This is a genomic window from Bradyrhizobium sp. USDA 4474 (assembly GCF_054057515.1).
On record NZ_JBSRZJ010000002.1, the window covers coordinates 2,886,610 to 2,907,024 of the forward strand.

Below are 20,415 nucleotides of genomic sequence, written 5' to 3' on the forward strand. Positions count from 1 at the left end.
GCTTCTATCCCGTCGCCTCTTTGACCAGCTCGTCGGCGGCTTCCGCCAACAGCTCGTCTGCAGCTTCGCCATAAACTGACTCGCGGCCGATTTCCAGCATCACGGGCACCGCGAGCGGGGAGACGTGGTCGAGTTCCCGGTGGGTGATGCGGCCCTGGATACGCATCAGCATGTCGCTCAGCCGGCGCAGGTCGAGCAGGCCGGTGGCGGCGTCGGCACGCGCGGCGCGCAGCAGGACGTGATCGGCCTGATGCTTGCGCAAGACGTCGTAGACGAGGTCGGTCGAGAACAGCACCTGGCGGCGGCTCTTCTCTTCGCCGGTATGGCGTCGCGCGATCAGGCCGGAGGTGATCGCACAATTGCGGAAGGTGCGTTTCATCAACGCGGATTCGGCGAGCCACGCCTCCAGATCGTCACCGAGCATGTCGGGATCGAACAGCGCGTTGAGATCGATGCGGCCATCCCTGATCATGAAGGAGAGATCGCCGAGCGCCCAGATCGCCACGGCGTATTCGTTGGCGACGAAGCCGAGCGGCCGGGCGCGGGCCCGTTCCAGCCGGCGCGTCAGCAGCATGCCCAGGGTCTGGTGCGCGAGGCGGCCTTCGAAGGGGTAGCAGACGATGTAGTGCTTGTTGGCGCGCGGAAAGCTCTCGACGAGCAATTCACGAACCCCAGGCACGCGCGACACATCCTTCTGCAGCGACAGCCAGTCGCGCACCTGCTCCGGCAGAGCCTTCCACGCACGCCCATCGTCAAGGAGGCGGCGGACACGTTCGGCGAGATAGGTCGAGAGCGGGAATTTACCGCCCATATAGGAGGGCACTTTCGGATCCTTGTCATTGGCGCGCGAGACATAGACCTGGTCCTCGACCAGGGTTTCGTAGCGCACCACCTCGCCGCTGAAGACGAACGTATCGCCGGGCGAGAGGCCTTCGATGAAGGCCTCCTCGATCTCGCCGAGCAACCGACCACCGCGCGCGATGACGCCGGTCGAGCCGGCACCGCCACCGCGCGAGCGCACCAGCCGCACCTTCAGCATGTCGTCCTCGACGATGGTGCCGACATTCATCCGGTAGCTCTGCCGCACCTTCGGATTGGCGACGCGCCAGCGTCCTTCCTTGTCCTGCTTGATGCGGGCGAAGCGCTCATAGGTCTTCAAGGCGTAGCCGCCGGAGGCGACGAAATCGACGACGTCGTCGAAATCCTGGCGCGACAGACCCGCGTAGGGCGCGGCGGTGCGGACCTCGGCATAGAGCTCATCCGAGAAAAACGGCTCGCCGCAAGCGCAGCCGAGCACATGCTGGGCCAGCACGTCGAGCGCACCCAGGCGAAGCGGCGGCGTATCCTGCGCATTCTCGGCGATGGCGTCGATGGCGACGCGGCATTCCAGCACCTCGAAACGGTTCGCCGGCACCAGCACGGCGCGCGAGGCTTCGTCGAGCCGATGGTTGGCGCGGCCGATCCGCTGCATCAGCCGCGACGAGCCCTTGGGCGCGCCGATATTGACGACGAGATCGACGTCGCCCCAATCGACGCCGAGATCGAGCGAGGAGGTGCAGACCACGCCGCGCAATTTGCCTGCCGACATCGCATCCTCGACCTTGCGTCGCTGGGCGACGTCGAGCGAGCCGTGATGCAATGCGATGGCGAGGTTGTCGTCGTTCATGCTCCAGAGATTCTGGAACAGCATCTCGGCCTGGCTGCGAGTGTTGACGAACACAAGCGTCGTCTTGTTCGCCTTGATCAGCTGGTAGATTTCCGGAAGCGCATGCCGCGCACTATGGCCCGCCCAGGGCAACCGTTCGCGCGTGTCGAGCATCTCGACCTCCGGCGGCGCCGCGCCGCCGGCGACGACGATATCGGCAGCGCGCTCCTTGCCCCCGGGCTGCGGCACCAGAAAGCGCGCGAGCTGATCCGGCTCGGCCACCGTCGCCGACAGACCGATGGCGCGGATCTGCGGCGCCAGCCGCCACAAGCGCGCAAGGCCCAGCGAGAGCAGATCGCCGCGCTTCGACGTCACCAACGCATGCAACTCGTCGAGCACGATGCGCTTGAGCGAGGAGAACAGGAACGGCGCGTCGTCGGACGAGAGCAAAAGCGCAAGCTGCTCCGGCGTCGTCAGCAGAATGTCGGGTGGATAGCGCCGCTGCCGCTGCCGCCGCGACACCGGCGTGTCGCCGGTGCGGGTCTCGACCTTGATCGGCAGCGCCATCTCCGCGATCGGCCGTTCCAGATTGCGCGCGATGTCGACGGCGAGTGCCTTCAGCGGCGAGATATAGAGCGTATGCAGGCCGCCGCTGCGGCGAACATCGCGGCCGGTAGAGACGAGCTTGTTGCTGTTATCTGCCCCCTTGTGGGGGAGGTCGTTGGCCGCAGGCTGCCCGGAGGGGGGTAGCCCCGCGAGCGGTGCTTGTGGCCACCCCCCTCCCCGCCCCTCCCCCACAAGGGGGGAGGGAGAAGACGACAGCTCCACCAGGGTCGGCAAAAATCCCGCCAGCGTCTTGCCGGCGCCGGTCGGCGCGATCAGCAGCGCGCTGGCGTCGTCGCTTGCCTTCTGCAGCAGCGCGAGTTGATGCGCGCGCGGCGCCCAGCCGCGCGCCGCAAACCATTGCTGGAAGCGGTCGGGCAGCAGTGCGGCCGGCTCGGCCGGGATTTTGAGGATGCGGGGCGGCACGGCGTAGAGGTAAGCCGTGGGGATGGGTTCGTCGAGGGGTGGGCCGAGGCTGTGGATGGATGAGCGAGATGGCGCGTCGTTTTACCCTCCCCTGGAGGAGGAGGGTAAGAGACCTCCCTACTCCGACATCGGCTTGTCGGAGATGTCCCAATCCGTGCCGCTGAAGATCGAGATGTAGAGCGTCTTCATCGGCGTGTAGTCGTCGGGCGTGTAGTCGTAGGTGACGCCGTCGAGGAAATAGGGCGAGTGGAAGCCCTTCAGCGTGGAGGCCTGCTTCAGCACGTTGGCGCGGGTGAGATCGTCGCCGCAGCGGCGCAGGATCTCGCCCATGGTCACGGCCTGGCCATAGCCGGCGAAGGCGATGGTGTTGTCGGGATCGATGGTCGGGATGTACGTCTTGCGCAGCGCCTCGAACGCCATCACATCGGGGTCCTTGTCCCATTTCGGCAGGCCGACCTCCTTGTTGTACCTGATCGCGACGATGCCGGCGGCGTTCTCGAGGCCCGCAGCGTTGAGGATCGAGCGGCCGGTCGAGCCGGCCGAGAGCAGCTGCAGCGGCTTCCAGCCGAGCTCGGCGACCTTGCGGATCGACTGCGACGTCGCCTTACCTGTCGTGATGTTGTAGAAAACATCCGCGCCCGATTTCGAGAGATTGATGAGCTGGGAATCGACGGTGGGATCGGTGAGATCGTAGGTCTGCTCCATGATCACCGATGCGGTGCCGCCGGCATCAGCCAGGACCTTCTTGAACGGAGCGAGGAAGTCGCGGCCGAAATCATCGTTCTGGTAGAGGATGCCGATCTTGGCATTCGGCTTCACGGTCACGACGTGCCGCGCCAGGATGCGCGCTTCGGTCGGATAAAGCGGCAGGCCCGCCATCGTCCATTTGAAATCCTTCGGGTTATTCCACTTCGACGCGCCGGTGTTGAGCAGCAGCTGCGGCACGCCCCTGGAATTCAGGTATTTGTGCACGGCGGTCTGCGGCGCGGTGCCGAGCGAGCCGTACAGCGCGAGCACCTCCTCCTGCTCGACCAGGCGCCGCGTCGCCTCGACGCATTTCGGCGCGCTGTAGGCGTCGTCCATCGTGAGGAACTTGATCTTGCGCCCGTTGATGCCGCCCTTCTCGTTCAGCATCTGGAAATAGGCCTCACCAATGCGCCCGAGCACGCCGTAGAGCGAGCCGGGGCCGGAATGCGGCACGGTCTGGCCGATCTTGATCTCGGTGTCGCTGGCGCCGGCATCGTATTTTTTCTCCGCGGCCCAGACGTAAGGCGCGGGCAGAACGGATGCGGCGATGGTGGCGAGCGCGGCGGCGCTGACATCGCGCCGCGATGGATTCTTGGTCATTGTTGTCTCTCTCCCTAATGCGCGCATTGTGCTGGCTACGCAGCGGCTCGCAAGTGGGAAGTCGTCGCTTTGCGACGCAATGACGCCTGGATTGCAGGGGGTTTAGCGCCTGGACTCAAGTTTTCTCGGCGACGACGACGAGACCGCGCACCGGCTCGTTGTTCTCGTTGCGCGGCGAGGCCGGCTCCATCGTGAGCAGCTTGAGCCCTGCCTTCGCGATTGCGCCGCGCACATATTCCGCCGAGTGGGCATAGCGCAGGCCTTCGCCGAGCACGATGCCGTCGCCGTCATGCGTCTCCAGCGTGACGGCGAGCACGCCGCCTGACGCGAGCACGCGCCTCGCCTCGGTGAGAACGGGCGCGAGCTCCGAGAGATAGACGAACGCGTCCGCGGCGACGACGAGGTTCGCGCATCCGTCTGCCCTGGCCCGCAGGCCCTCGATCATGTCGGCGACTTCGAGCTCGGCATAAAGCCCGGTGGCGCGCGCCTCCTTGATCATGCCTGATGACAGGTCGATACCGATGAAATGGTCGACTTGTCGGGCGAAGGCCGCCGCCGCAAGCCCGGTGCCGCAGCCGAGATCGATGGTGCGCTTGAAGAACGCCGGCTTCTTCGCCGCGACGCGGGCAGCCAGCACGGCCTTGAAGATCAGCGCGGGGGCGCGATAGCCGAGATCGTTGATCAGCGCGTGCTCGAAGCGCGGCGCATATTGATCGAACAGCGCCTGGACATAGGCCTTGGGCATCTCCGCCATCTCGGCGTCGCCGAGCCGCATCAGATGCAGGCCGGCGCCGTGCTGATCCTCCGGATCGGACTCGCGCGCTTTGCGGAACGCCGCGATCGCCTTGTCGCGCTCGCCGAGCTGCTGACGGATCTCGCCGAGCGTGAACCAGGCCGAGGTGAAGTTTGGCGCGAGCTCGATCGCCTGCTCGATCAGGTCAGCGGCAGCGGGCAGATCGCCCTTGAGCTGGAGGTCGCGCGCGAACTCGAAACGGCGGTCGGCCATGAGATCGCCGGAGGTCAGGAACAGGCGGAGCGGCATTGGGAACCAGGACGGATGACTCGAAGAATTGGCGGCGCAGCCTATATGATAGAAATGCGCCCGCAAGACATCCTGCTGCCAACTGCTGACGGCCTGTGCTGCAAGCCCGGCGGCTTCCATATCGACCCTGTGCGTCCCGTGGAGCGTGCCGTCATCACCCACGGCCATTCCGACCACGCCCGCGCCGGCCATGGCGCCGTGCTGGCGACGCAGGAAACGCTCGACATGATGCGGCTGCGCTATGGCGAGAACTTTGCCGGATCGACCCAAGTCGTGAGCTATGGCGAGGAGATCAGGCTCGGCGACGTCAAGGTCAAGTTTCATCCGGCGGGGCATGTGCTGGGCTCGGCGCAGATCGCGGTGACCGCCAGGGACACCTGCATCGTCGCCTCCGGCGACTACAAGGACGCGCCCGACCCGACCTGCGTCCCGTTCGAGCTGGTGCAATGCGACGTCTTCATCACCGAGGCGACGTTCGGCCTGCCGGTGTTTCGCCATGGCGATGCCGCGGACCAGGTCAAGAAGCTGCTGGCCTCGGTCGCGCTGTTTCCGGAGCGCGCCCATCTCGTCGGCGCCTATTCGCTCGGCAAGGCGCAACGCGTGATCGCACTGCTGCGACAGGCGGGCTACGACGCGCCGATCTATCTGCATGGCGCGATGGAGACGATCACGCATTACTATCAGGGCCGCGGCATCGACCTCGGCGAACTCAGGCCGGCGATGGGCGTGAAGAAGGCGGCGCTCGCGGGCACCATCACGCTGGCGCCGCCCTCGGCGACTTCAGATGTCTGGACGCGGCGTTTCCCCGATCCCGTCACCGCGTTCGCGTCGGGCTGGATGCGCGTGCGCGCCCGCGCGCGGCAGCGTGGCATCGAGCTGCCGCTGGTCATCTCCGACCATGCCGATTGGGACGGCCTCACCGCGACCATCGCCGCAACCGGCGCCGGCGAGATCTGGGTTACCCACGGCCAGGAAGATGCGCTGGTGCATTGGTGCAAGAGCCGCGGCCTGCGGGCGCGGCCGCTCGATCTCGTCGGCTATGGCGAGGAGGAGGAAGGCGAGCCGCCGCCCACCAAAGAGGCCGAAGCATGAACCGCTTCGCCGAACTTCTCGACCGCCTCGCCTACGAGCCCGGCCGCAACAACAAGCTGCGGCTGCTCACCGGCTATTTCCGCGAGGTCGGAGATCCCGACCGCGGCTACGCGCTGGCCGCCCTCACCGGCGCGCTCAGCTTCAAGCACGCCAAGCCGGCGCTGATCCGCGACCTCATCGCCTCGCGCACGGACGAAGTGCTGTTCGGATTGAGTTACGACTATGTCGGCGATCTCTCGGAGACGGTCGCGCTGATGTGGCCGAAAGCCGCAATGACCGCCCACAACAACCCACCTCCCCCCACCCTCACCGAGGTCGTCACCACCCTCCGCACCCTCGGCAAGACCGAGCTGCCGAAGCAGCTGGAGCGCTGGCTCGATGAGCTCGATGAGACCGGCCGTTGGGCACTCCTCAAACTCGTCACCGGCGCGATGCGCATCGGTATCTCCGCGCGGCTGGCGAAGACCGCGGCCGCCGCGCTCGGCGACAAGGACCCGCATGAGGTGGAGCTGATCTGGCCGGGACTTGCGCCACCCTATCTCGACCTGTTCGCCTGGCTGGAAGGCCGCGGCGAGAAGCCGGTCAATCGCGATCCCGCGCCGTTCCGCCCCGTGATGCTGGCGCATGCGATCGAGGACAGCGATTTCGCGTCGCTCGATCCCGCCGACTACATCGCCGAATGGAAATGGGACGGCATCCGCGTGCAGGCGGTCGCCGGCCGCGACGACCGCGGGCAGATCACCGCGCGGCTTTATTCGCGCACCGGCGAGGACATCACGGGCAGCTTTCCGGACCTGGTCCCGTCGCTGCGCCTGCCCGGCGCGATCGACGGCGAGCTTTTGATCCTGCGCGAAGGCCGCGTGCAGAGTTTCAACGTCCTGCAACAGCGGCTCAACCGCAAGGTCGTGTCGCCGAAGCTGATCAAGGATTTTCCGATCCATTTGCGTGCCTATGATCTGCTCGGCGATATCGAGAACGATCTGCGGGAGCTGCCGTTCGCCGAGCGACGCGAACGGCTCGAGGCGTTCATCGCAAAGCTTGGCGATCCCCGCATCGACCTCTCACCCACCGTTGCCTTCGCAAGCTGGGACGCGCTGGCCGCGGCGCGCGCCGATCCCGCGAGTGCCGGCGCTGGCGAGGATGCCGACGCCGTCGAGGGCGTGATGCTGAAGCGGCGCGATGCGCCCTATCTGCCGGGACGGCCGAAGGGCCAGTGGTGGAAGTGGAAGCGCGATCCGCACATCATCGATGCCGTGCTGATGTATGCGCAGCGCGGCCACGGCAAGCGCTCGTCCTATTATTCGGACTACACGTTTGGCGTCTGGACCGGGACCGATAACGGCGAGGAGCTGGTGCCGGTCGGCAAGGCTTATTTCGGCTTCACCGACGAGGAGCTGCTGCAGATCGACCGCTTCGTCCGCCGCAACACCACTGAAAAGTTCGGCCCCGTCCGCCATGTCGTGCACGAAGCGGACAAGGGGCTGGTGCTGGAGGTTGCGTTCGAGGGATTGCAACGCTCGCCACGGCACAAATCCGGCGTGGCCATGCGCTTTCCGCGCATCAGCCGCCTGCGCTGGGACAAGCCGCCGCGCGAGGCGGATCGGCTGGAAACGCTGGAAAAAATGCTGAAGGAGGAAGCGGCGGAGATCGAGGCGTGAGGCATTCGATCTCGCCGCGACGCCGGTGCGCTCCCTCTCCCGCTTGCGGGACAGGCCAGGAGCCCGCCGCCCGACCGAACTTCGCTAAATCCACCTTCCTGCATTGTCCGAATTAAACTCCCGTAACCCGATTGACGCACTCTTCCGGGTTCCCCATGTCCCCCGCCGTGACCTATAATCGGGGCTAGCCCCACGAGGAGTTTGAGATGGCCCACGACGTCAGAGATTTGCCGGCCGGCCCATGGCGATGGCCTGCACCGCTTTCTCGGCGGCTCGCCCGTCATCCTCGGCTGGCTGGTGGGGCAGGCCCGCGCCAATCCGGCGTTGGCGCTCCAGGTCGTCATCAACCTCATCAACATGGCCGCGACGATTTTGCTGGTGCTGGTCTATGACACCGGCATCGCGGGCGCGGCGATTGCCGCGCTGCTGTCGGAGGGCGTCGGCTTCGGGCTCGGCGTCATCGTCTGCCGGCGCTACGCGCATGGCGGCTTTGCCGTTCCCCGCGAGACGCTGTTCGATCGCGCCAAGCTGATGCGGCTATTGTCCGTCAATTCCGACATCATGATCCGCACCGCGGCGCTGATCACCGTGTTCCTGTTTTTCACCGCCAAGGGCGCGCGCGCCGGCGACGTGACGCTGGCGGCGAACTCGGTGCTCAACAATTTCCTGCTGGTCAGCGCCTTCTTCCTCGATGGCCTCGCCAACGCGGCCCAGCAGCTCTGCGGCCGCACGTTCGGCGCCCGCGATCCGAGAGGCTTTGCGGATTCGACGCGGCTGGTGCTGCTGTGGGGCCTCGGCTTTGCCCTCGTCGTCGCGGTGCTGTTTGCGCTGTTCGGGCCCGAAATCATCAGGTTCATGACCACGAGCGAGGACGTCCGCCACGCCGCGCGCGAGTTCCTGCCGTTCATCGTGCTCGCGCCGATCCCCGGCGTGTTCGCCTTCGGCTTCGACGGCATCTATGTCGGCGCGACCTGGGCCCGCGAGATGCGCAACCTGATGCTGGCCTCGCTCGCGATCTTCTTCGGGATCTGGCTGGCGCTGCAATCTCTCGGCAATGCCGGACTGTGGTGCGCGCTGGTCGGGTTCTACGTCGCGCGTGGAGGACTGCAGGGCGCAAGGTATCCGGCGCTGTACCGGGCGACGTTTCCGAAGCTGCAGCCCCGATGAGCGGCCTCTCTTCTCCCTCGCCCCGCGTGCGCGGGGACGCGAAGAGCCCCTACATCCCCGGCCAGTCTTCCGCGGTGAGGGTGGCCGCATCGGCGCCGACGATTTCGGACAGCGAGTCCCGGCCCGTGCGCAGCAGCGTCGAGGTGAGATCGCGCTTGATCTCGTCGACGAGGCCGAGACCCTTGTAGACCAGCGACGAATAAAGCTGGATCAGGCTCGCGCCGGCGCGGATTTTCGTCAGTGCCGCACCGCCGGAGTCGACGCCACCGACGCCGATCAGAGGGAACGCGCCCTCGACGCGCACATAGGTTTCCGCGACCATGCGCGTCGACAGGCGGAACAGCGGCCGGCCGGACAGGCCGCCCTGCTGCTTCGAGCGCATTGCCTCACGCAGCGTGCTCGGCCGCGCGACGGTCGTGTTCGAAACGATCATGCCGTCGACCCGGCGCGAGCGCGCAACCTGCACGACATCGTCGAGCTGGGCGAGGCTGAGATCGGGGGCAATCTTCAGCAGCACCGGCGTGTCGCCGGCCTTCTGCCTGACACGTTCGCGCGCGTCGATCACGTGCCCCAGCAGATCGTCGAGCAGTGCGCCTTCCTGCAGATTGCGCAGGCCCGGCGTGTTCGGCGAGGAGACGTTGACCGTGAAATAGCTCGCGACCGGCGCGAAGGTCTCGATCAGCTTGACATAGTCGGCGACACGATCAGGCGAATCCTTGTTGGCGCCGACATTGACGCCGACGATGCCGCCGTTCTCGGCGCGCGCGGCAAGCCGGCGCAGCACCACTTCCGCGCCGTCATTGTTGAAGCCCATGCGGTTGATGACGGCCTCGTCGCGCTCCAGGCGAAACAGCCGCGGCCGCGGATTGCCTGCCTGCGGCTTCGGAGTCACCGACCCGATCTCGACAAAGCCGAAGCCGAGCCGCAGCAGGGCATCGGGCACCTCGGCGCTCTTGTCAAAGCCCGCGGCCATGCCGATCGGGTTGGGAAAGTTGAGTCCGAACGCCCGCACTGCGAGCTTGGGATCATCCGGCCGCGGCTTTACCGGCGGCAGGAAGCGCAGCCCCTGGATCGCAAGGCGGTGCGCATCCTCCGGATCGAGCCAGCGCAGCACCGGCAGCGAGAAAGCATCGAAAGCACGGATCACGGGGCAAGCTCCGGGGTGTCGTGGCCGCCATCGGAGCGCATGCTGAGGTTCATCACCGCAAGCACAGCGCCGAGATCGAGCGCGCCGTAGAGATGCGGAAACAGCTCGTCGTTGCGCGAGCGCTCCCAGCGCAGCTCAGCCCCACACGCGTCGCCGTCGACCTCGACCAGGAACAGCGCGCGCTGGCCGAAATAGTGCTTGCGCAGGGTCTCCGGAACCTGGGCAGCCGTCGAGAAATGGATGAATCCGTCGCGGGCGTCGTCCGCGCTACCGCTGTACACGCCCTGCCGTTCCGCCTCGCGCCAGGCCGAGGCCGGACAGATTTTGTAGATCTTGACCACCGCTTACCGGAGCCCTGTTTTGCTCGCCGAGCCGCTCACCTGAGTCAGCCCATTGAGTCTTCTGGGGTTTTTCGTCTCTTGCGGGTCTTAAAACCCGGCGCGACCGTAAAGGCGGCCCTCTCCGAACTCAAGAGTGAGGGGCTGCCCCTTGCGCGAAAAACGGAAAACCGGTTCATTTGAGGATAGTTTTCCTGAGTTGCGACGGGCTGGACCTTCCATGGTCAAACAGGCCAAAGCGCAGAGGATGCTGACCCACGACCGGATCTGGGCCGCGCTGGACCGATTGGCCGCGCGCGCCGGACTGTCGCCATCAGGCCTCGCCAAGCGGGCCGGGCTCGACCCCACCACCTTCAACAAATCCAAGCGCGTCACCAGCGATGGCCGCGAGCGCTGGCCCTCGACCGAATCGATCGCGAAGGCCCTGGCGGCTGCGGACTCGTCGATCGAGACCTTTGCCAGGCTGATCGACGACGAGGCCGGCGATGGCCGCGCGGTGCCGCTGCTTGGCCTCGCGCCAGCCAGTTCAAGCGGCGCGTTCGACGAACTGGGCTATCCGTCCGGCAAAGGCTGGAGCGAGATCGCGCTGCCGAGCGCCGAGGACAACCGCGCCTTTGCGCTGGAGATTTCCGGTGATGCCCTGATGCCCGCCTATCCCGATGGCGCTGTCATCCTGGTCTCGCCAACCGCGCCAATCCGCAAAGGCGATCGCGTGGTGGTGAGGACGAAGACGAGCGAGGTGATGGTCGCGATGCTGAAGCGGCGCACGGCGAAGGCGCTGGAACTGCGATCGCTCGATGCGGCGCAGGCCGAACGGACGTTGGCGGCGAACGATATCGCGTGGATCGCAAGGATCGTGTGGGCGAGCCAGTGAGACAAACCTACTTCGTCCTGGCGAAAGCCAGGACGACAGTAAGGAGGCGCCGCGTTCCGATAACGCCCGCTCACGCACTCCGCGCAAGCGCGCCGTCGATCATGTTGACCGCGTTCTGCACGCCATAGACTGCAACGAACGAGCCGAAGCGCGGGCCTTTCTCCTGGCCGAGCAGCACCTGGTACAGCATGTTGAACCAGTCGAGCGTGACGCCGGGACGGCCGTCCTTGCCCTTCTTGACCTGGTCGAGGAACGGCTCGCGGCGGCCGATCTCGTAGACGACGTTCTGGATGTCTTCGGCCGACGCGTCTGCCGGGAGCTGCGACAGCGCTTCGCGCAGATCCTGCAGCGCGGCGCGCTCGGTTTCCGTGGGAACGCGGAACTGCTTCGTCGGCGCGACGAAGTCGCGGTAATAGTTGATGGCATAGCCGACCATCGCGTCGAGCTTCGGATGTGTCTGCGGGCTCACGCCGGGACGATAGCGGCCGATGAAGCCCCACAGCGTCTCGGCGTTCTCCGCGTTCGACGACGACACCAGCGTCAGCAGCAGCTGGAACGTGACGGGCATGTCGCCCTGCGGCGGCCGGCCGGCATGGATGTGCCAGACCGGATTGCCGAGCTGCTGCTTGCCATCCTGCCTGGCGAAGCCGTCGATGAACTGCTGGTAGTCGTCGACCTGGCGCGGGATGACGTCGAAGAACAGCCGCTTCGCGGCCTTGGGCTCGCGATACATGAACAGCGACAGCGATTCCGGCGAGGCGTAGCGCAGCCATTCGTCGATGGTGAGGCCGTTGCCCTTCGACTTCGAAATCTTCTGGCCCTTCTCGTCGAGGAAGAGCTCGTAATTGAAGCCCTCGGGCGGCGTGCCGCCGAGCGCCCTGGCGATTGCGCCTGACAGCTTCACGGAGTCGATGAGGTCCTTGCCGGCCATCTCGTAGTCGACGCCGAGCGCGACCCAGCGCATCGCCCAGTCGGCCTTCCACTGACACTTGACGTTGCCGCCGGTCACAGGCGTTTCGACTTCCTCGTTGGTGTCAGGATCGACATAGGTCACCGTGCCGGCCGCGACGTCGCGGCGGATCATCGGCACCTGCAGCACGACACCCGTGGTCTTGCTGATCGGGAGGAACGGCGAATAGGTCGCGCGGCGGTCGGGGCCGAGCGTCGGCAGGATGATCTCCATCACCTTGTCGTAGGCGGCGAGCATCTTCAGCAGGGTCGCGTCGAAACGGCCGGACTTGTAATAGACGGTCGAGCTTGCGAACTCGTAGTCGAAGCCGAAATGATCCAGGAAGGCACGCAGGCGCGCATTGTTGGCGTCGCCAAACGAGGGATGCTCGTTCGAGAACGGGTCGGGGACCGCAGTGAGCGGCCGCCCCAGATATTGCGCCAAGAGATCCCTGTTCGGCACGTTGTCAGGCACCTTGCGGAAGCCGTCCATGTCGTCGGAGAAGGCGAGCAAGCGCGTCTTGATCTTGTCCTCGGTCAGCACGCGGAAGGCATGGCGCACCATCGAGGTGCGCGCGACCTCGCCGAACGTGCCGATATGCGGCAGGCCGGAGGGACCGTAACCGGTCTCGAACAGCACCTCGTCCTTCGGACTCTTCTTCAACCGCGCGACAATGGCCTTCGCCTGCTCGAACGGCCAGGCGTTGGATTGCTCGGCGAGCGCACGCAGATCGCTCGGGGTCATGTTGGGATCGATAACGGACATTCAGAATGGGCCTCCGGGCCGCGGAAAATAGCGATTTCCGGGCAGAATGCAAAATTGCGGGACGACGCAGCCGCCTCCGCCCTCTTTCCGCGGAAACAGTCTGGATTGCATCGTCGCTGCGCTGGTCGCAATGACGATGACGAGGCAGCGAAGGAGAAGCTAAAACGGGCTCACCGAGAAATACTTGAGCCACAGATCGGTGTACCGGCCTTTTTCCCAGACGCGGAACAGGGCCCAGTTCAGGGCCTGGCGCAGCACGTCGTTGCCCTTGCGCACGGCGATGCCGATGCCTTCGCCGAAGAAGCGGCTCTCGACGAAGGGACCGCCGGAGAAGGCGCAGCAATCGCCGGAATCGGTGCCGTTGATCCAGAACGCCAGCGAGATGGCGTCGCCGAAGATGAAATCGACCTCGCCCTTGCGGAGCGCGGCGCGCAGCGCCTCGTCGTTGGGATAGGGGTGCAATTCGGCGTCGGTGAACATCGCTTTCAGATAAGCCTCATGCGCGGAGCCCGCGATGACGCCGACCTTCTTCCCCTCGAGATATTCGGGTCTGATCTCCGGCATCACCGCATCCTTGCGCGAGGCGAAACGCGCCGGCACGCGGTAATAGGGATCGGTGAAGTCGACCCGCGCGCGAAGCTGCGGGCTCACCGCCATCGAGGCAATGATCGCGTCACCGCGGTTCGAGGTGAGCGCATCGACCAGCGTCTCGAAGCGGCGCATCTGCACCGTGCAGGACACTTTGATCTCCTCGCAGAGGCTGCGTGCGAGATCGACATTGAAGCCGGCCGGATTACCGTCGGCGCCGGTATAGTTGAACGGCGGGTAGTCGGTCTCGGTCAGGAAGCGGATCACGCTGAGCCGCGACAGGTCCGGCCGCTCCGGGCGGCGCCGCGGGTCCCAGAAGCCGGGCACGGCCTGGGGGGCAGCTTGGGGCGCGACTTGCGGCGCGGCCTGAGGTGCGGTGGGGGGCTGCTGGGCGTCGGCCTGCGCGCGGGCGCCTGACAGCCCTGCGAGCAGGCCCGCGGCCAGGGTCAGCCCCGTCAGCAAGCCACGGGCAGATTTGGACGATTTCGCCTGTTGCGATGGAGCCATCGGCCGGGAATGAATGAATTTCATCGGGATCGGAAGGCCTTATAGACCATCCGGCCCGGAACGCGAGCCGAAATGCGGCCAGGGTGAAGGTGCGCTCCCTACCCCGCTTGCGGGGGAGGGTCGGGGAGAGGGTGTCTCAACAAAGACTTCCCCAGAGGATAGAGCCCCCACCCGCGGCGCTCCGCGCCGACCTCCCCGCAAGCGGGAGAGGTTGCAGCGGAATTCGCGGCGCGTTGAACGGCCCTCAGAGATACTTCTTCAGGTCCGCCGCGGCCTCTTCCGGGGTCCGCTTCAAATTGAACGGCGAGACGAAACGGCCGTCGCGGTCCATCAGATAGATCAGCGCGGTGTGGTCCATGGTGTAGTCGCCGTCCTTGGTCGGGACCTTCTTGGCATAGACCCGGTAGGAGGTGATCACCTTGGCGGTCTCGGCCGGATCGCCGGACAGGCCTTCGAGATGCGGATCGAAGCTCGATAGGTAGTCTTTCATGGTCGCCGGCGTGTCGCGCTCGGGATCGACCGAGATGAAGATGGCGTTGACCTTGTCGGCATCCTTGCCCATCGCACGCAGCACTTCCGACATCTCGAACAGCGAGGTCGGGCACACGTCAGGGCAATGGGTGTAGCCGAAGAAGATCAGGGTTGGCTTGCCCTTGAGGTTCTGGTCGGTGACGGTCTTGCCGTTCTGGTCGGTCAGCTGGAACGGCCCGCCGATCGCAGCCGGCTGCGCCACCTTGCTGACCCCGCCCATGGCCCAGAACATCACCAGCAGACCGACGACGAGACTCGAGGCGAAGGCGGTCGCGATCACCAGCGGACGGGCAGTGGAGCTCATGAGCGGAAAACTTCCTGTCGCGGGTCAGAAGCAGGCGGCAAAGCCGGTCCTGATCATTTCGAAGAACACCTGGGAGCCGTAATGGAACCAGAGCGCGAGCGCGCCGATCAGCATCAGCCCGCCGGCACCCGCGCCGGTCCATAGCAGCACGGACGGCGTACGGGCGGCAGTGGGCGAATTGTCCTGTAGCTGGCGTGCCGGATGCAGTGATTGAGCCATGACAACGATCGGGACAACGATCGGGGCGAAGGCCCCGGTTCCCTGCCTCCCAAATAGGCTTTGGCCCGCCGACGGACAAGCGCCGCGGGCGGGCCAAAAATCACATCAAGCTGATAGGCTCAGTGAAGCAGCTGGCCTCGGGCGGACTCCAGCTCTTCCGATTTCGGCGAAGGCCGGGCCGAAACGGGCTTGCTGCTGGAGGCCTGCGCGTCGAGATAGCAGGGCTTGTACATGGCCTGAAGCTGCCTGCCCCTCAGGAACAGCATATGCGGCGTGAGGCCGCCACGCTGCGTGATCCAGCGCTTCACCTGCGAGGGATACATCGCATAGAGCATCTGGGTCGCTTCGGGATTGGTGACGGCGCGGCCGTTGCTGCCGAAATCCCAGGCGGCGTGGAAGCCGAGCGTCGCGTGCGAGGTGACGCAGATGCGGTCGCGCGGGATGGCGCCGAGCACGATGGTGCAGGCCGAGGCGCAGAGACCGTCGATGATGACGGTATCGCCGGATTGCCTGAGGTCCTGGTACTTGTCGACGTAAGTCCCGATCCGGCCGCCGCGGTCATCCGCGATCCGAACGACCGCGTGAGACGCCCCCATGCAGGCGATCAAGCAAACCGCCGCAAGCAACCCAGTCAGAAACTTCATGTCCCCCGCCCCAGTCGTTTTCGAATCTGTGTGTCAGGGTGGTGATGCGCGCCCAGCGTCGGTCGAGACCATGGTTTTGTCTAGGCAGGCCGGCTCGCTCAAAACAAATTCAAATCCAGTGTTGCGTCCGCGCTGCACTCGGCCAGCCGTGATCCCGAAGTGGAACAAGTTAACGCGGTCTTACGCGCCACGCCCTTGATCTCAGTTACGACAGCTGGCTTCAATTCCGGGCAACTACAGGGGGGAACTCATGCCCGGGGATTCGAGCGAGCAGGCTGACGTCATTGTCGTCGGCGCAGGACTATCGGGACTGGTGGCGGCGACCGAGATTGCGGATGCCGGCAAGCGCGTGATCGTGGTCGACCAGGAAGGCGAGCAGTCGCTCGGCGGCCAGGCGTTCTGGTCGTTCGGCGGATTGTTCCTGGTTGATTCGCCGGAGCAGCGCCGGCTCGGCATCAGGGACTCCTTCGAGTTGGCGATGCAGGACTGGCTCGGCACCGCCGGCTTCGACCGCGATGAGGATTTCTGGCCGCGCAAATGGGCCGAGGCCTATGTGGCGTTCGCCGCCGGCGAGAAGCGCGACTGGCTGCGCGCGATGGGGCATCGCATCTTCCCCGTGGTCGGCTGGGCCGAGCGCGGCGGCTACGATGCGATGGGCCACGGCAATTCGGTACCGCGCTTTCACGTCACCTGGGGCACCGGCCCCGGCATCGTCGAGCCCTTCGAGCGCCGCGCGCGCGAGGCCGCGAAGAGCGGGCGCCTCATTTTCAAGTTCCGCCACCGTGTCGATGCGCTCTCGATCACGAACGGTACGGTGGACGGCGTCAGCGGCGCGATCCTCGCCGCCGATCATGTCGAGCGTGGCAAGAGCTCCTCGCGCACTGTCGTCGGCGAGTTTGCGCTGAAGGCGCAGGCCGTGATCGTGGCGTCCGGCGGCATCGGCGGCAACCATGATTTGGTGCGGGCGAACTGGCCGGAGCGGCTCGGCACGCCGCCGAAATTCATGATTTCGGGCGTCCCCGAGCATGTCGACGGCCGCATGATCGGCATCACCGAGCAAACAGGCGCGCGGCTGATCAACCGCGACCGCATGTGGCACTATGTCGAGGGCATCCGGAACTGGTCACCGATCTGGCCGCGCCACGGCATCCGCATTCTGCCCGGCCCGTCCTCGATGTGGTTCGACGCCACGGGCACGCGGCTGCCGGCGCCCTTGTTTCCGGGCTCCGACACGCTCGGCCAGCTCAAATACATCATGTCGTCAGGCTATGATTATTCGTGGTTCATCCTGACCCAGGCCATCATCAAGAAGGAGTTTGCGCTATCGGGCTCGGAGCAAAATCCTGACCTCACGGGAAAAAGCTGGCGCATGACCTTGCGCCGGGCCACCAACAAGGGCGCGCCGGCGCCGGTGGAGGCGTTCAAGCGCCGTGGTGCCGATTTCATCGTGCGCGACAAGCTCGAGGACCTCGTCGCTGCGATGAACCAGCTTGCGGGCAATGATCTGCTCAAGCTCGACCACATCAAGATGCAGATCGAGTCGCGCGACCGCGAGATCGCCAACCCTTACGTCAAGGATGCGCAGGTGATGAACATCCACAATGCCAGGCGCTATATCGGCGACAGACTGATCCGCACGGCGTCACCGCATCGCATTCTCGATCCGGAGAAGGGGCCGCTGATTGCGGTCAAGCTCAACATCCTCACCCGCAAGACGCTGGGCGGCTTCGAGACCGATCTCGACTCGCGCGTGTTCGGCGCCGTGGGGCGAATCATCCCCGGACTCTACGCAGTCGGCGAGGCTGCAGGCTTCGGCGGCGGCGGCGTGCACGGCTACCGCTCGCTGGAGGGCACCTTCCTCGGCGGCTGCCTGTTCTCCGGCCGCAATGCCGGTCGCGCCGCGGCGAAGGCGGTGGGCTGAGCGGAGAGGCGCGCGGCTGCGGGGGCGACGCGAGCAGATTGGCCTGTCCCGCGATCGTGTTGATCAGTTCGACCGCGTCGCCGATGCGGGTTGCGGCCTGCGACAGCTTGTTGACCCGATCATTGGTCCGCTGCGCCTGCTGGGCCGCGCGAAATTCGGCCAGCAGCGCCTTGGCGTCTGCCCATTTTTGCCTGTTCTCGGGGTTGGTGAATTGTGCCGCCCGCTCGTCGAATGCAGCGGCTGCCTTGTCCATCTCCTTCCACATCTCCATGCGATCGAGCTTGCCTTGCGGATTTCCGCTCAGCAGATAACCGCGCAAGGTCGCGAGCGGGGAATAGAGATTGCCGACCAGCTTGGTGCTCGCCAGCGCGACCGACCTGGTCACGGCGGGCGCCAGCGCGATCCACGAACCAGACTGGCGAATGCGTGGCAACCTGCCATCCGTCCCGCGCGCTGCCGATGCTGATCATGAATGGCACGGAAGGCGGACGCGGGCCGAGCTGTTTTGCCGCCAACGGATCGGTCTGCTCGGGCCGCAGAACAGCGATATCGTCGGCGCCGAGACGATTTGGGCTTTCTTCAACCGGTTTCCTTGAACCAGCGCATGCGTTGCCGGAAACGCATGCGTGGCCGGGGTGGCTCCGCACGAGGTGCTGCGCTAGACAGGGCCGCCATTCCCACCAGGAGATCCCAATGAGCATTCAGCGTTTTGAAACCGGCCCGCGCATGAGCCAGGTCGTCGTACACGGCAACACCGTCTATCTCGCCGGCGTCGTCGCCAGCAACGCGGCCGGCGAAAGCGTGACCAAGCAGACCCAGGACATCCTGAAGACCATCGACGGCCATCTCGCCAAGGCCGGCACCGACAAGTCGAAGCTGCTGTCCGCCACGATCTACATCACCGACATGAAGACGTTCCAGGAAATGAACGCCGTGTGGGACAGCTGGGTCTCCCCAGGCAACACTCCGGCCCGCGCCACCGTCGAAGCCAAGCTGGCGGCGCCGCAGTACACCGTCGAGATCATGGTGACCGCGGCGAAGTAATTGCGCGGACTAAATTCACGCGCGACTGAAGCGCGATGAGAACGTCATCTGGCTTCAACTCGTTTTTTTGGCGCATGGTCCCGTCGGGAAACCGTTTCACGGACCATGCGCTTGACCTCCGAGGTAATCGATCGGCGCGCGTGAACCTTCGATAGTCGGGTCAGCCGAACGACACGGCGCTATCGAAGGAGAGTCTCATGACCAACCCCGTCACCATCGCCCACCGCTATATCGATCTCTGGAATGAGCGCGCCCAAGGCCGCCGGCGCGAATTGCTCAGCGAGTTCTGGACGGCAGATGCGAGCTACGTCGATCCGCTGATGAAGGGCGACGGGAGAGACGGCATCGACGCGCTGATATCAGGGGTGCAGCAGCGCTTTCCCGACTTCAAGTTCAGCCTGATCGGCGAACCCAATGGTTACGGCGACCATGTCCGCTTCTCATGGGGCCTCGGTCCTGATGGCGCGGACAGTCCGATCAAGGGCACGGATTTCGCCGTGCTGAAGGACGGGCGGATCAGGAGCATCACGGGATTTCTGGATCAGGTGCCGGCGGGCGCATGACGTCCTTATCCTCCCCTGGAGGGGTCCGGGACGAGCGTAGCTCGCCCATGGGTCGGCTCACATGAAGCGAAGCGGAATGTGAGACGGGGTGGGGTGACGCTCTCTCCACCTCGACCAGCGCCCGTTTGGAGAGACCACCCCACTCCGCTCGCGCTGCGCGCTATCCACCCTCCCCCTCCGGCGGAGGGTGAGAGGCATCAAGCCAGCAGATACGCAGCCTTGGCGTTCACACCGAACGCCTTCTCGCGCACCCGCGTCCCGAGCTTCGCCAGGCACACGTCCAGCGCGCCCTTGATCTCGCCGTAGCTGCCCGCCAGCAGACATACCGGCCAGTCCGAGCCGAAGATCAGGCGATCCTCGCCGAAACAATTGGCGACGTGCTGGACGAATGGAAGCAGCCGCTCGGCGTCCCAATCGGTCCACTTCGCTTCGGTGGCGAGGCCCGAGACCTTGCACCAGACATTGCCGCAGGCCGCCAGCGCCGAGATGCGCTCCGTCCATTCGGCGCTGCCGCCCTCGGCGATCGGCGGTTTCGCAGCGTGGTCGAGCACGAAGCGGGCTTGCGGAAAGGCTTTTGCGGTTGCGATCGCGGCGGGCAATTCGCGGGTGCGGACGAGGAAGTCGTAGGCGAGATCGCGACTGAACAGCGCCGCCAATCCGCGCTGGACCTCGGTGCCCAGCAGCCAGTCAGGATCGGCCTCGTCGTGGACCTGGTGACGAATGCCGACCAGCTTTGCGCCGCCCGGCAGCGCGCGCAGGCGATCGAGCGTGTCGCCGAGCGCGGCATCGGTCAGGTCGGCCCAGCCGACGACGCCGATGACGAAAGGCGTGGCATGCGCGACGCCTAGGAATTCCTCGGTCTCCTCGATCGCAGAGCGGCATTGCACCAAGATGCTCGCATCGATGCCGTTGGCCTTCAGCAGCGGCGCGAGATCGGCGGGGGTGAAAGCGCGGCGGATCGGCGCGAGCTCGGGCCCCGCCATCCAGGGGTAGTCGGCGCGCGCGGGATCCCAGAAATGCTGGTGGGCGTCGATCAACATG

General features: G+C 65.6%; 18 protein-coding genes and 1 pseudogene. 8 read left to right on the forward strand and 11 right to left on the reverse strand.

Annotated features, from left to right (window positions below):
• Positions 1 to 4: 4 nt before the first annotated feature.
• The 3 genes from ACVW16_RS15490 to ACVW16_RS15500 all read right to left on the reverse strand — a co-directional run bounded on the left by ACVW16_RS15490 (position 5) and on the right by ACVW16_RS15500 (position 5,063).
• Complete coding sequence (locus ACVW16_RS15490) at positions 5 to 2,674, reverse strand: ligase-associated DNA damage response DEXH box helicase (protein ID WP_456737042.1); 2,670 nt, start codon at positions 2,672 to 2,674, stop codon at positions 5 to 7.
• 117 nt (positions 2,675 to 2,791) lie between these two features.
• Positions 2,792 to 4,021, reverse strand: a complete 1,230-nt coding sequence (locus ACVW16_RS15495) for an ABC transporter substrate-binding protein (RefSeq protein WP_456737041.1) — start codon at positions 4,019 to 4,021, stop codon at positions 2,792 to 2,794.
• 115 nt (positions 4,022 to 4,136) lie between these two features.
• Complete coding sequence (locus ACVW16_RS15500) at positions 4,137 to 5,063, reverse strand: methyltransferase domain-containing protein (RefSeq protein WP_456737040.1); 927 nt, start codon at positions 5,061 to 5,063, stop codon at positions 4,137 to 4,139.
• A gap of 54 nt (positions 5,064 to 5,117) precedes the next feature.
• Here ACVW16_RS15500 and ACVW16_RS15505 point away from each other — a divergent pair, with 54 nt between their 5' ends.
• From ACVW16_RS15505 to ACVW16_RS15515, 3 genes and pseudogenes are all read left to right on the forward strand, one after another.
• Entirely contained in the window at positions 5,118 to 6,155 is a 1,038-nt protein-coding gene (locus ACVW16_RS15505; protein WP_456738276.1) for a ligase-associated DNA damage response exonuclease, read from the forward strand.
• Positions 6,152 to 7,813, forward strand: a complete 1,662-nt coding sequence (locus ACVW16_RS15510; protein WP_456700046.1) for an ATP-dependent DNA ligase — start codon at positions 6,152 to 6,154, stop codon at positions 7,811 to 7,813. The genes ACVW16_RS15505 and ACVW16_RS15510 overlap by 4 nt, the downstream gene beginning before the upstream one ends.
• A gap of 279 nt (positions 7,814 to 8,092) precedes the next feature.
• Positions 8,093 to 8,980: pseudogene (locus ACVW16_RS15515) on the forward strand (MATE family efflux transporter); the annotation flags it as partial.
• 49 nt (positions 8,981 to 9,029) lie between these two features.
• On the opposite strand, the gene ACVW16_RS15520 reads toward ACVW16_RS15515, so the two are convergent.
• Positions 9,030 to 10,127 carry a quinone-dependent dihydroorotate dehydrogenase gene (locus ACVW16_RS15520; protein ID WP_456700049.1) on the reverse strand — a complete coding sequence of 366 codons (1,098 nt, stop codon included), beginning with the start codon at positions 10,125 to 10,127 and terminating at the stop codon, positions 9,030 to 9,032.
• Positions 10,124 to 10,468 (reverse strand): DUF952 domain-containing protein, encoded by a 345-nt coding sequence (locus tag ACVW16_RS15525; RefSeq protein WP_456700050.1) that lies wholly within the window; start codon positions 10,466 to 10,468, stop codon positions 10,124 to 10,126. Before ACVW16_RS15525 ends, ACVW16_RS15520 begins: the two co-directional genes overlap by 4 nt.
• Positions 10,469 to 10,685: 217 nt before the next feature.
• Between ACVW16_RS15525 and ACVW16_RS15530 the strand changes: the two genes are divergently transcribed.
• The gene (locus tag ACVW16_RS15530) at positions 10,686 to 11,339 is read left to right on the forward strand and encodes a S24 family peptidase (protein WP_456737039.1); all 654 of its coding nucleotides are present in this window, start codon (positions 10,686 to 10,688) and stop codon (positions 11,337 to 11,339) included.
• 70 nt (positions 11,340 to 11,409) lie between these two features.
• Here the strand turns inward: ACVW16_RS15530 and ACVW16_RS15535 are convergent, their stop codons facing one another.
• From ACVW16_RS15535 to ACVW16_RS15555, 5 genes are all read right to left on the reverse strand, one after another.
• Positions 11,410 to 13,053, reverse strand: a complete 1,644-nt coding sequence (locus ACVW16_RS15535) for a lysine--tRNA ligase (RefSeq protein ID WP_456700052.1) — start codon at positions 13,051 to 13,053, stop codon at positions 11,410 to 11,412.
• A gap of 159 nt (positions 13,054 to 13,212) precedes the next feature.
• Complete coding sequence (locus ACVW16_RS15540) at positions 13,213 to 14,148, reverse strand: transporter substrate-binding domain-containing protein (RefSeq protein ID WP_456705097.1); 936 nt, start codon at positions 14,146 to 14,148, stop codon at positions 13,213 to 13,215.
• Between the two features lie 244 nt (positions 14,149 to 14,392).
• Positions 14,393 to 14,983, reverse strand: a complete 591-nt coding sequence (locus ACVW16_RS15545) for an SCO family protein (protein WP_456737038.1) — start codon at positions 14,981 to 14,983, stop codon at positions 14,393 to 14,395.
• 24 nt (positions 14,984 to 15,007) lie between these two features.
• Positions 15,008 to 15,202, reverse strand: a complete 195-nt coding sequence (locus tag ACVW16_RS15550) for a hypothetical protein (protein WP_456700054.1) — start codon at positions 15,200 to 15,202, stop codon at positions 15,008 to 15,010.
• Between the two features lie 119 nt (positions 15,203 to 15,321).
• Positions 15,322 to 15,846: a hypothetical protein gene (locus ACVW16_RS15555; protein WP_456700055.1), complete on the reverse strand. Its 525-nt coding sequence runs from the start codon at positions 15,844 to 15,846 to the stop codon at positions 15,322 to 15,324.
• Positions 15,847 to 16,096: 250 nt separating this feature from the next.
• Between ACVW16_RS15555 and ACVW16_RS15560 the strand changes: the two genes are divergently transcribed.
• The 4 genes from ACVW16_RS15560 (at position 16,097) to ACVW16_RS15575 (ending at position 19,374) form a co-directional block, all read left to right on the forward strand.
• Positions 16,097 to 17,767 (forward strand): FAD-binding dehydrogenase, encoded by a 1,671-nt coding sequence (locus ACVW16_RS15560; RefSeq protein WP_456700056.1) that lies wholly within the window; start codon positions 16,097 to 16,099, stop codon positions 17,765 to 17,767.
• Between the two features lie 341 nt (positions 17,768 to 18,108).
• On the forward strand, positions 18,109 to 18,363 hold the full coding sequence (locus tag ACVW16_RS15565) for a hypothetical protein (protein ID WP_456737037.1): 255 nt from the start codon (positions 18,109 to 18,111) through the stop codon (positions 18,361 to 18,363).
• Between the two features lie 97 nt (positions 18,364 to 18,460).
• Positions 18,461 to 18,811 carry a RidA family protein gene (locus tag ACVW16_RS15570; protein ID WP_456737036.1) on the forward strand — a complete coding sequence of 117 codons (351 nt, stop codon included), beginning with the start codon at positions 18,461 to 18,463 and terminating at the stop codon, positions 18,809 to 18,811.
• 197 nt (positions 18,812 to 19,008) lie between these two features.
• Positions 19,009 to 19,374, forward strand: coding sequence for a nuclear transport factor 2 family protein (locus ACVW16_RS15575; RefSeq protein WP_456737035.1), 366 nt, complete (start codon positions 19,009 to 19,011; stop codon positions 19,372 to 19,374).
• A gap of 197 nt (positions 19,375 to 19,571) precedes the next feature.
• Here ACVW16_RS15575 and ACVW16_RS15580 read toward each other — a convergent pair whose 3' ends face one another.
• A complete protein-coding gene (locus tag ACVW16_RS15580; RefSeq protein WP_456700059.1) occupies positions 19,572 to 20,414 on the reverse strand; it encodes an amidohydrolase family protein in 843 nt (280 codons plus the stop codon).
• Position 20,415 lies beyond the last annotated feature (1 nt).

Bases quoted from the DNA above. Each gene is read 5' to 3' on its own strand.
- ACVW16_RS15495 (WP_456737041.1), bottom strand. From the start codon at position 4,021: ATGACCAAGAATCCATCGCGGCGCGATGTCAGCGCCGCCGCGCTCGCC.
- ACVW16_RS15500 (WP_456737040.1), bottom strand. From the start codon at position 5,063: ATGCCGCTCCGCCTGTTCCTGACCTCCGGCGATCTCATGGCCGACCGC.
- ACVW16_RS15505 (WP_456738276.1), top strand. From the start codon at position 5,118: ATGCGCCCGCAAGACATCCTGCTGCCAACTGCTGACGGCCTGTGCTGC.
- ACVW16_RS15510 (WP_456700046.1), top strand. From the start codon at position 6,152: ATGAACCGCTTCGCCGAACTTCTCGACCGCCTCGCCTACGAGCCCGGC.
- ACVW16_RS15530 (WP_456737039.1), top strand. From the start codon at position 10,686: ATGGTCAAACAGGCCAAAGCGCAGAGGATGCTGACCCACGACCGGATC.
- ACVW16_RS15535 (WP_456700052.1), bottom strand. From the start codon at position 13,053: ATGTCCGTTATCGATCCCAACATGACCCCGAGCGATCTGCGTGCGCTC.
- ACVW16_RS15540 (WP_456705097.1), bottom strand. From the start codon at position 14,148: ATGGCTCCATCGCAACAGGCGAAATCGTCCAAATCTGCCCGTGGCTTG.
- ACVW16_RS15545 (WP_456737038.1), bottom strand. From the start codon at position 14,983: ATGAGCTCCACTGCCCGTCCGCTGGTGATCGCGACCGCCTTCGCCTCG.
- ACVW16_RS15550 (WP_456700054.1), bottom strand. From the start codon at position 15,202: ATGGCTCAATCACTGCATCCGGCACGCCAGCTACAGGACAATTCGCCC.
- ACVW16_RS15555 (WP_456700055.1), bottom strand. From the start codon at position 15,846: ATGAAGTTTCTGACTGGGTTGCTTGCGGCGGTTTGCTTGATCGCCTGC.
- ACVW16_RS15560 (WP_456700056.1), top strand. From the start codon at position 16,097: ATGCCCGGGGATTCGAGCGAGCAGGCTGACGTCATTGTCGTCGGCGCA.
- ACVW16_RS15570 (WP_456737036.1), top strand. From the start codon at position 18,461: ATGAGCATTCAGCGTTTTGAAACCGGCCCGCGCATGAGCCAGGTCGTC.
- ACVW16_RS15575 (WP_456737035.1), top strand. From the start codon at position 19,009: ATGACCAACCCCGTCACCATCGCCCACCGCTATATCGATCTCTGGAAT.
- ACVW16_RS15580 (WP_456700059.1), bottom strand. From the start codon at position 20,414: ATGTTGATCGACGCCCACCAGCATTTCTGGGATCCCGCGCGCGCCGAC.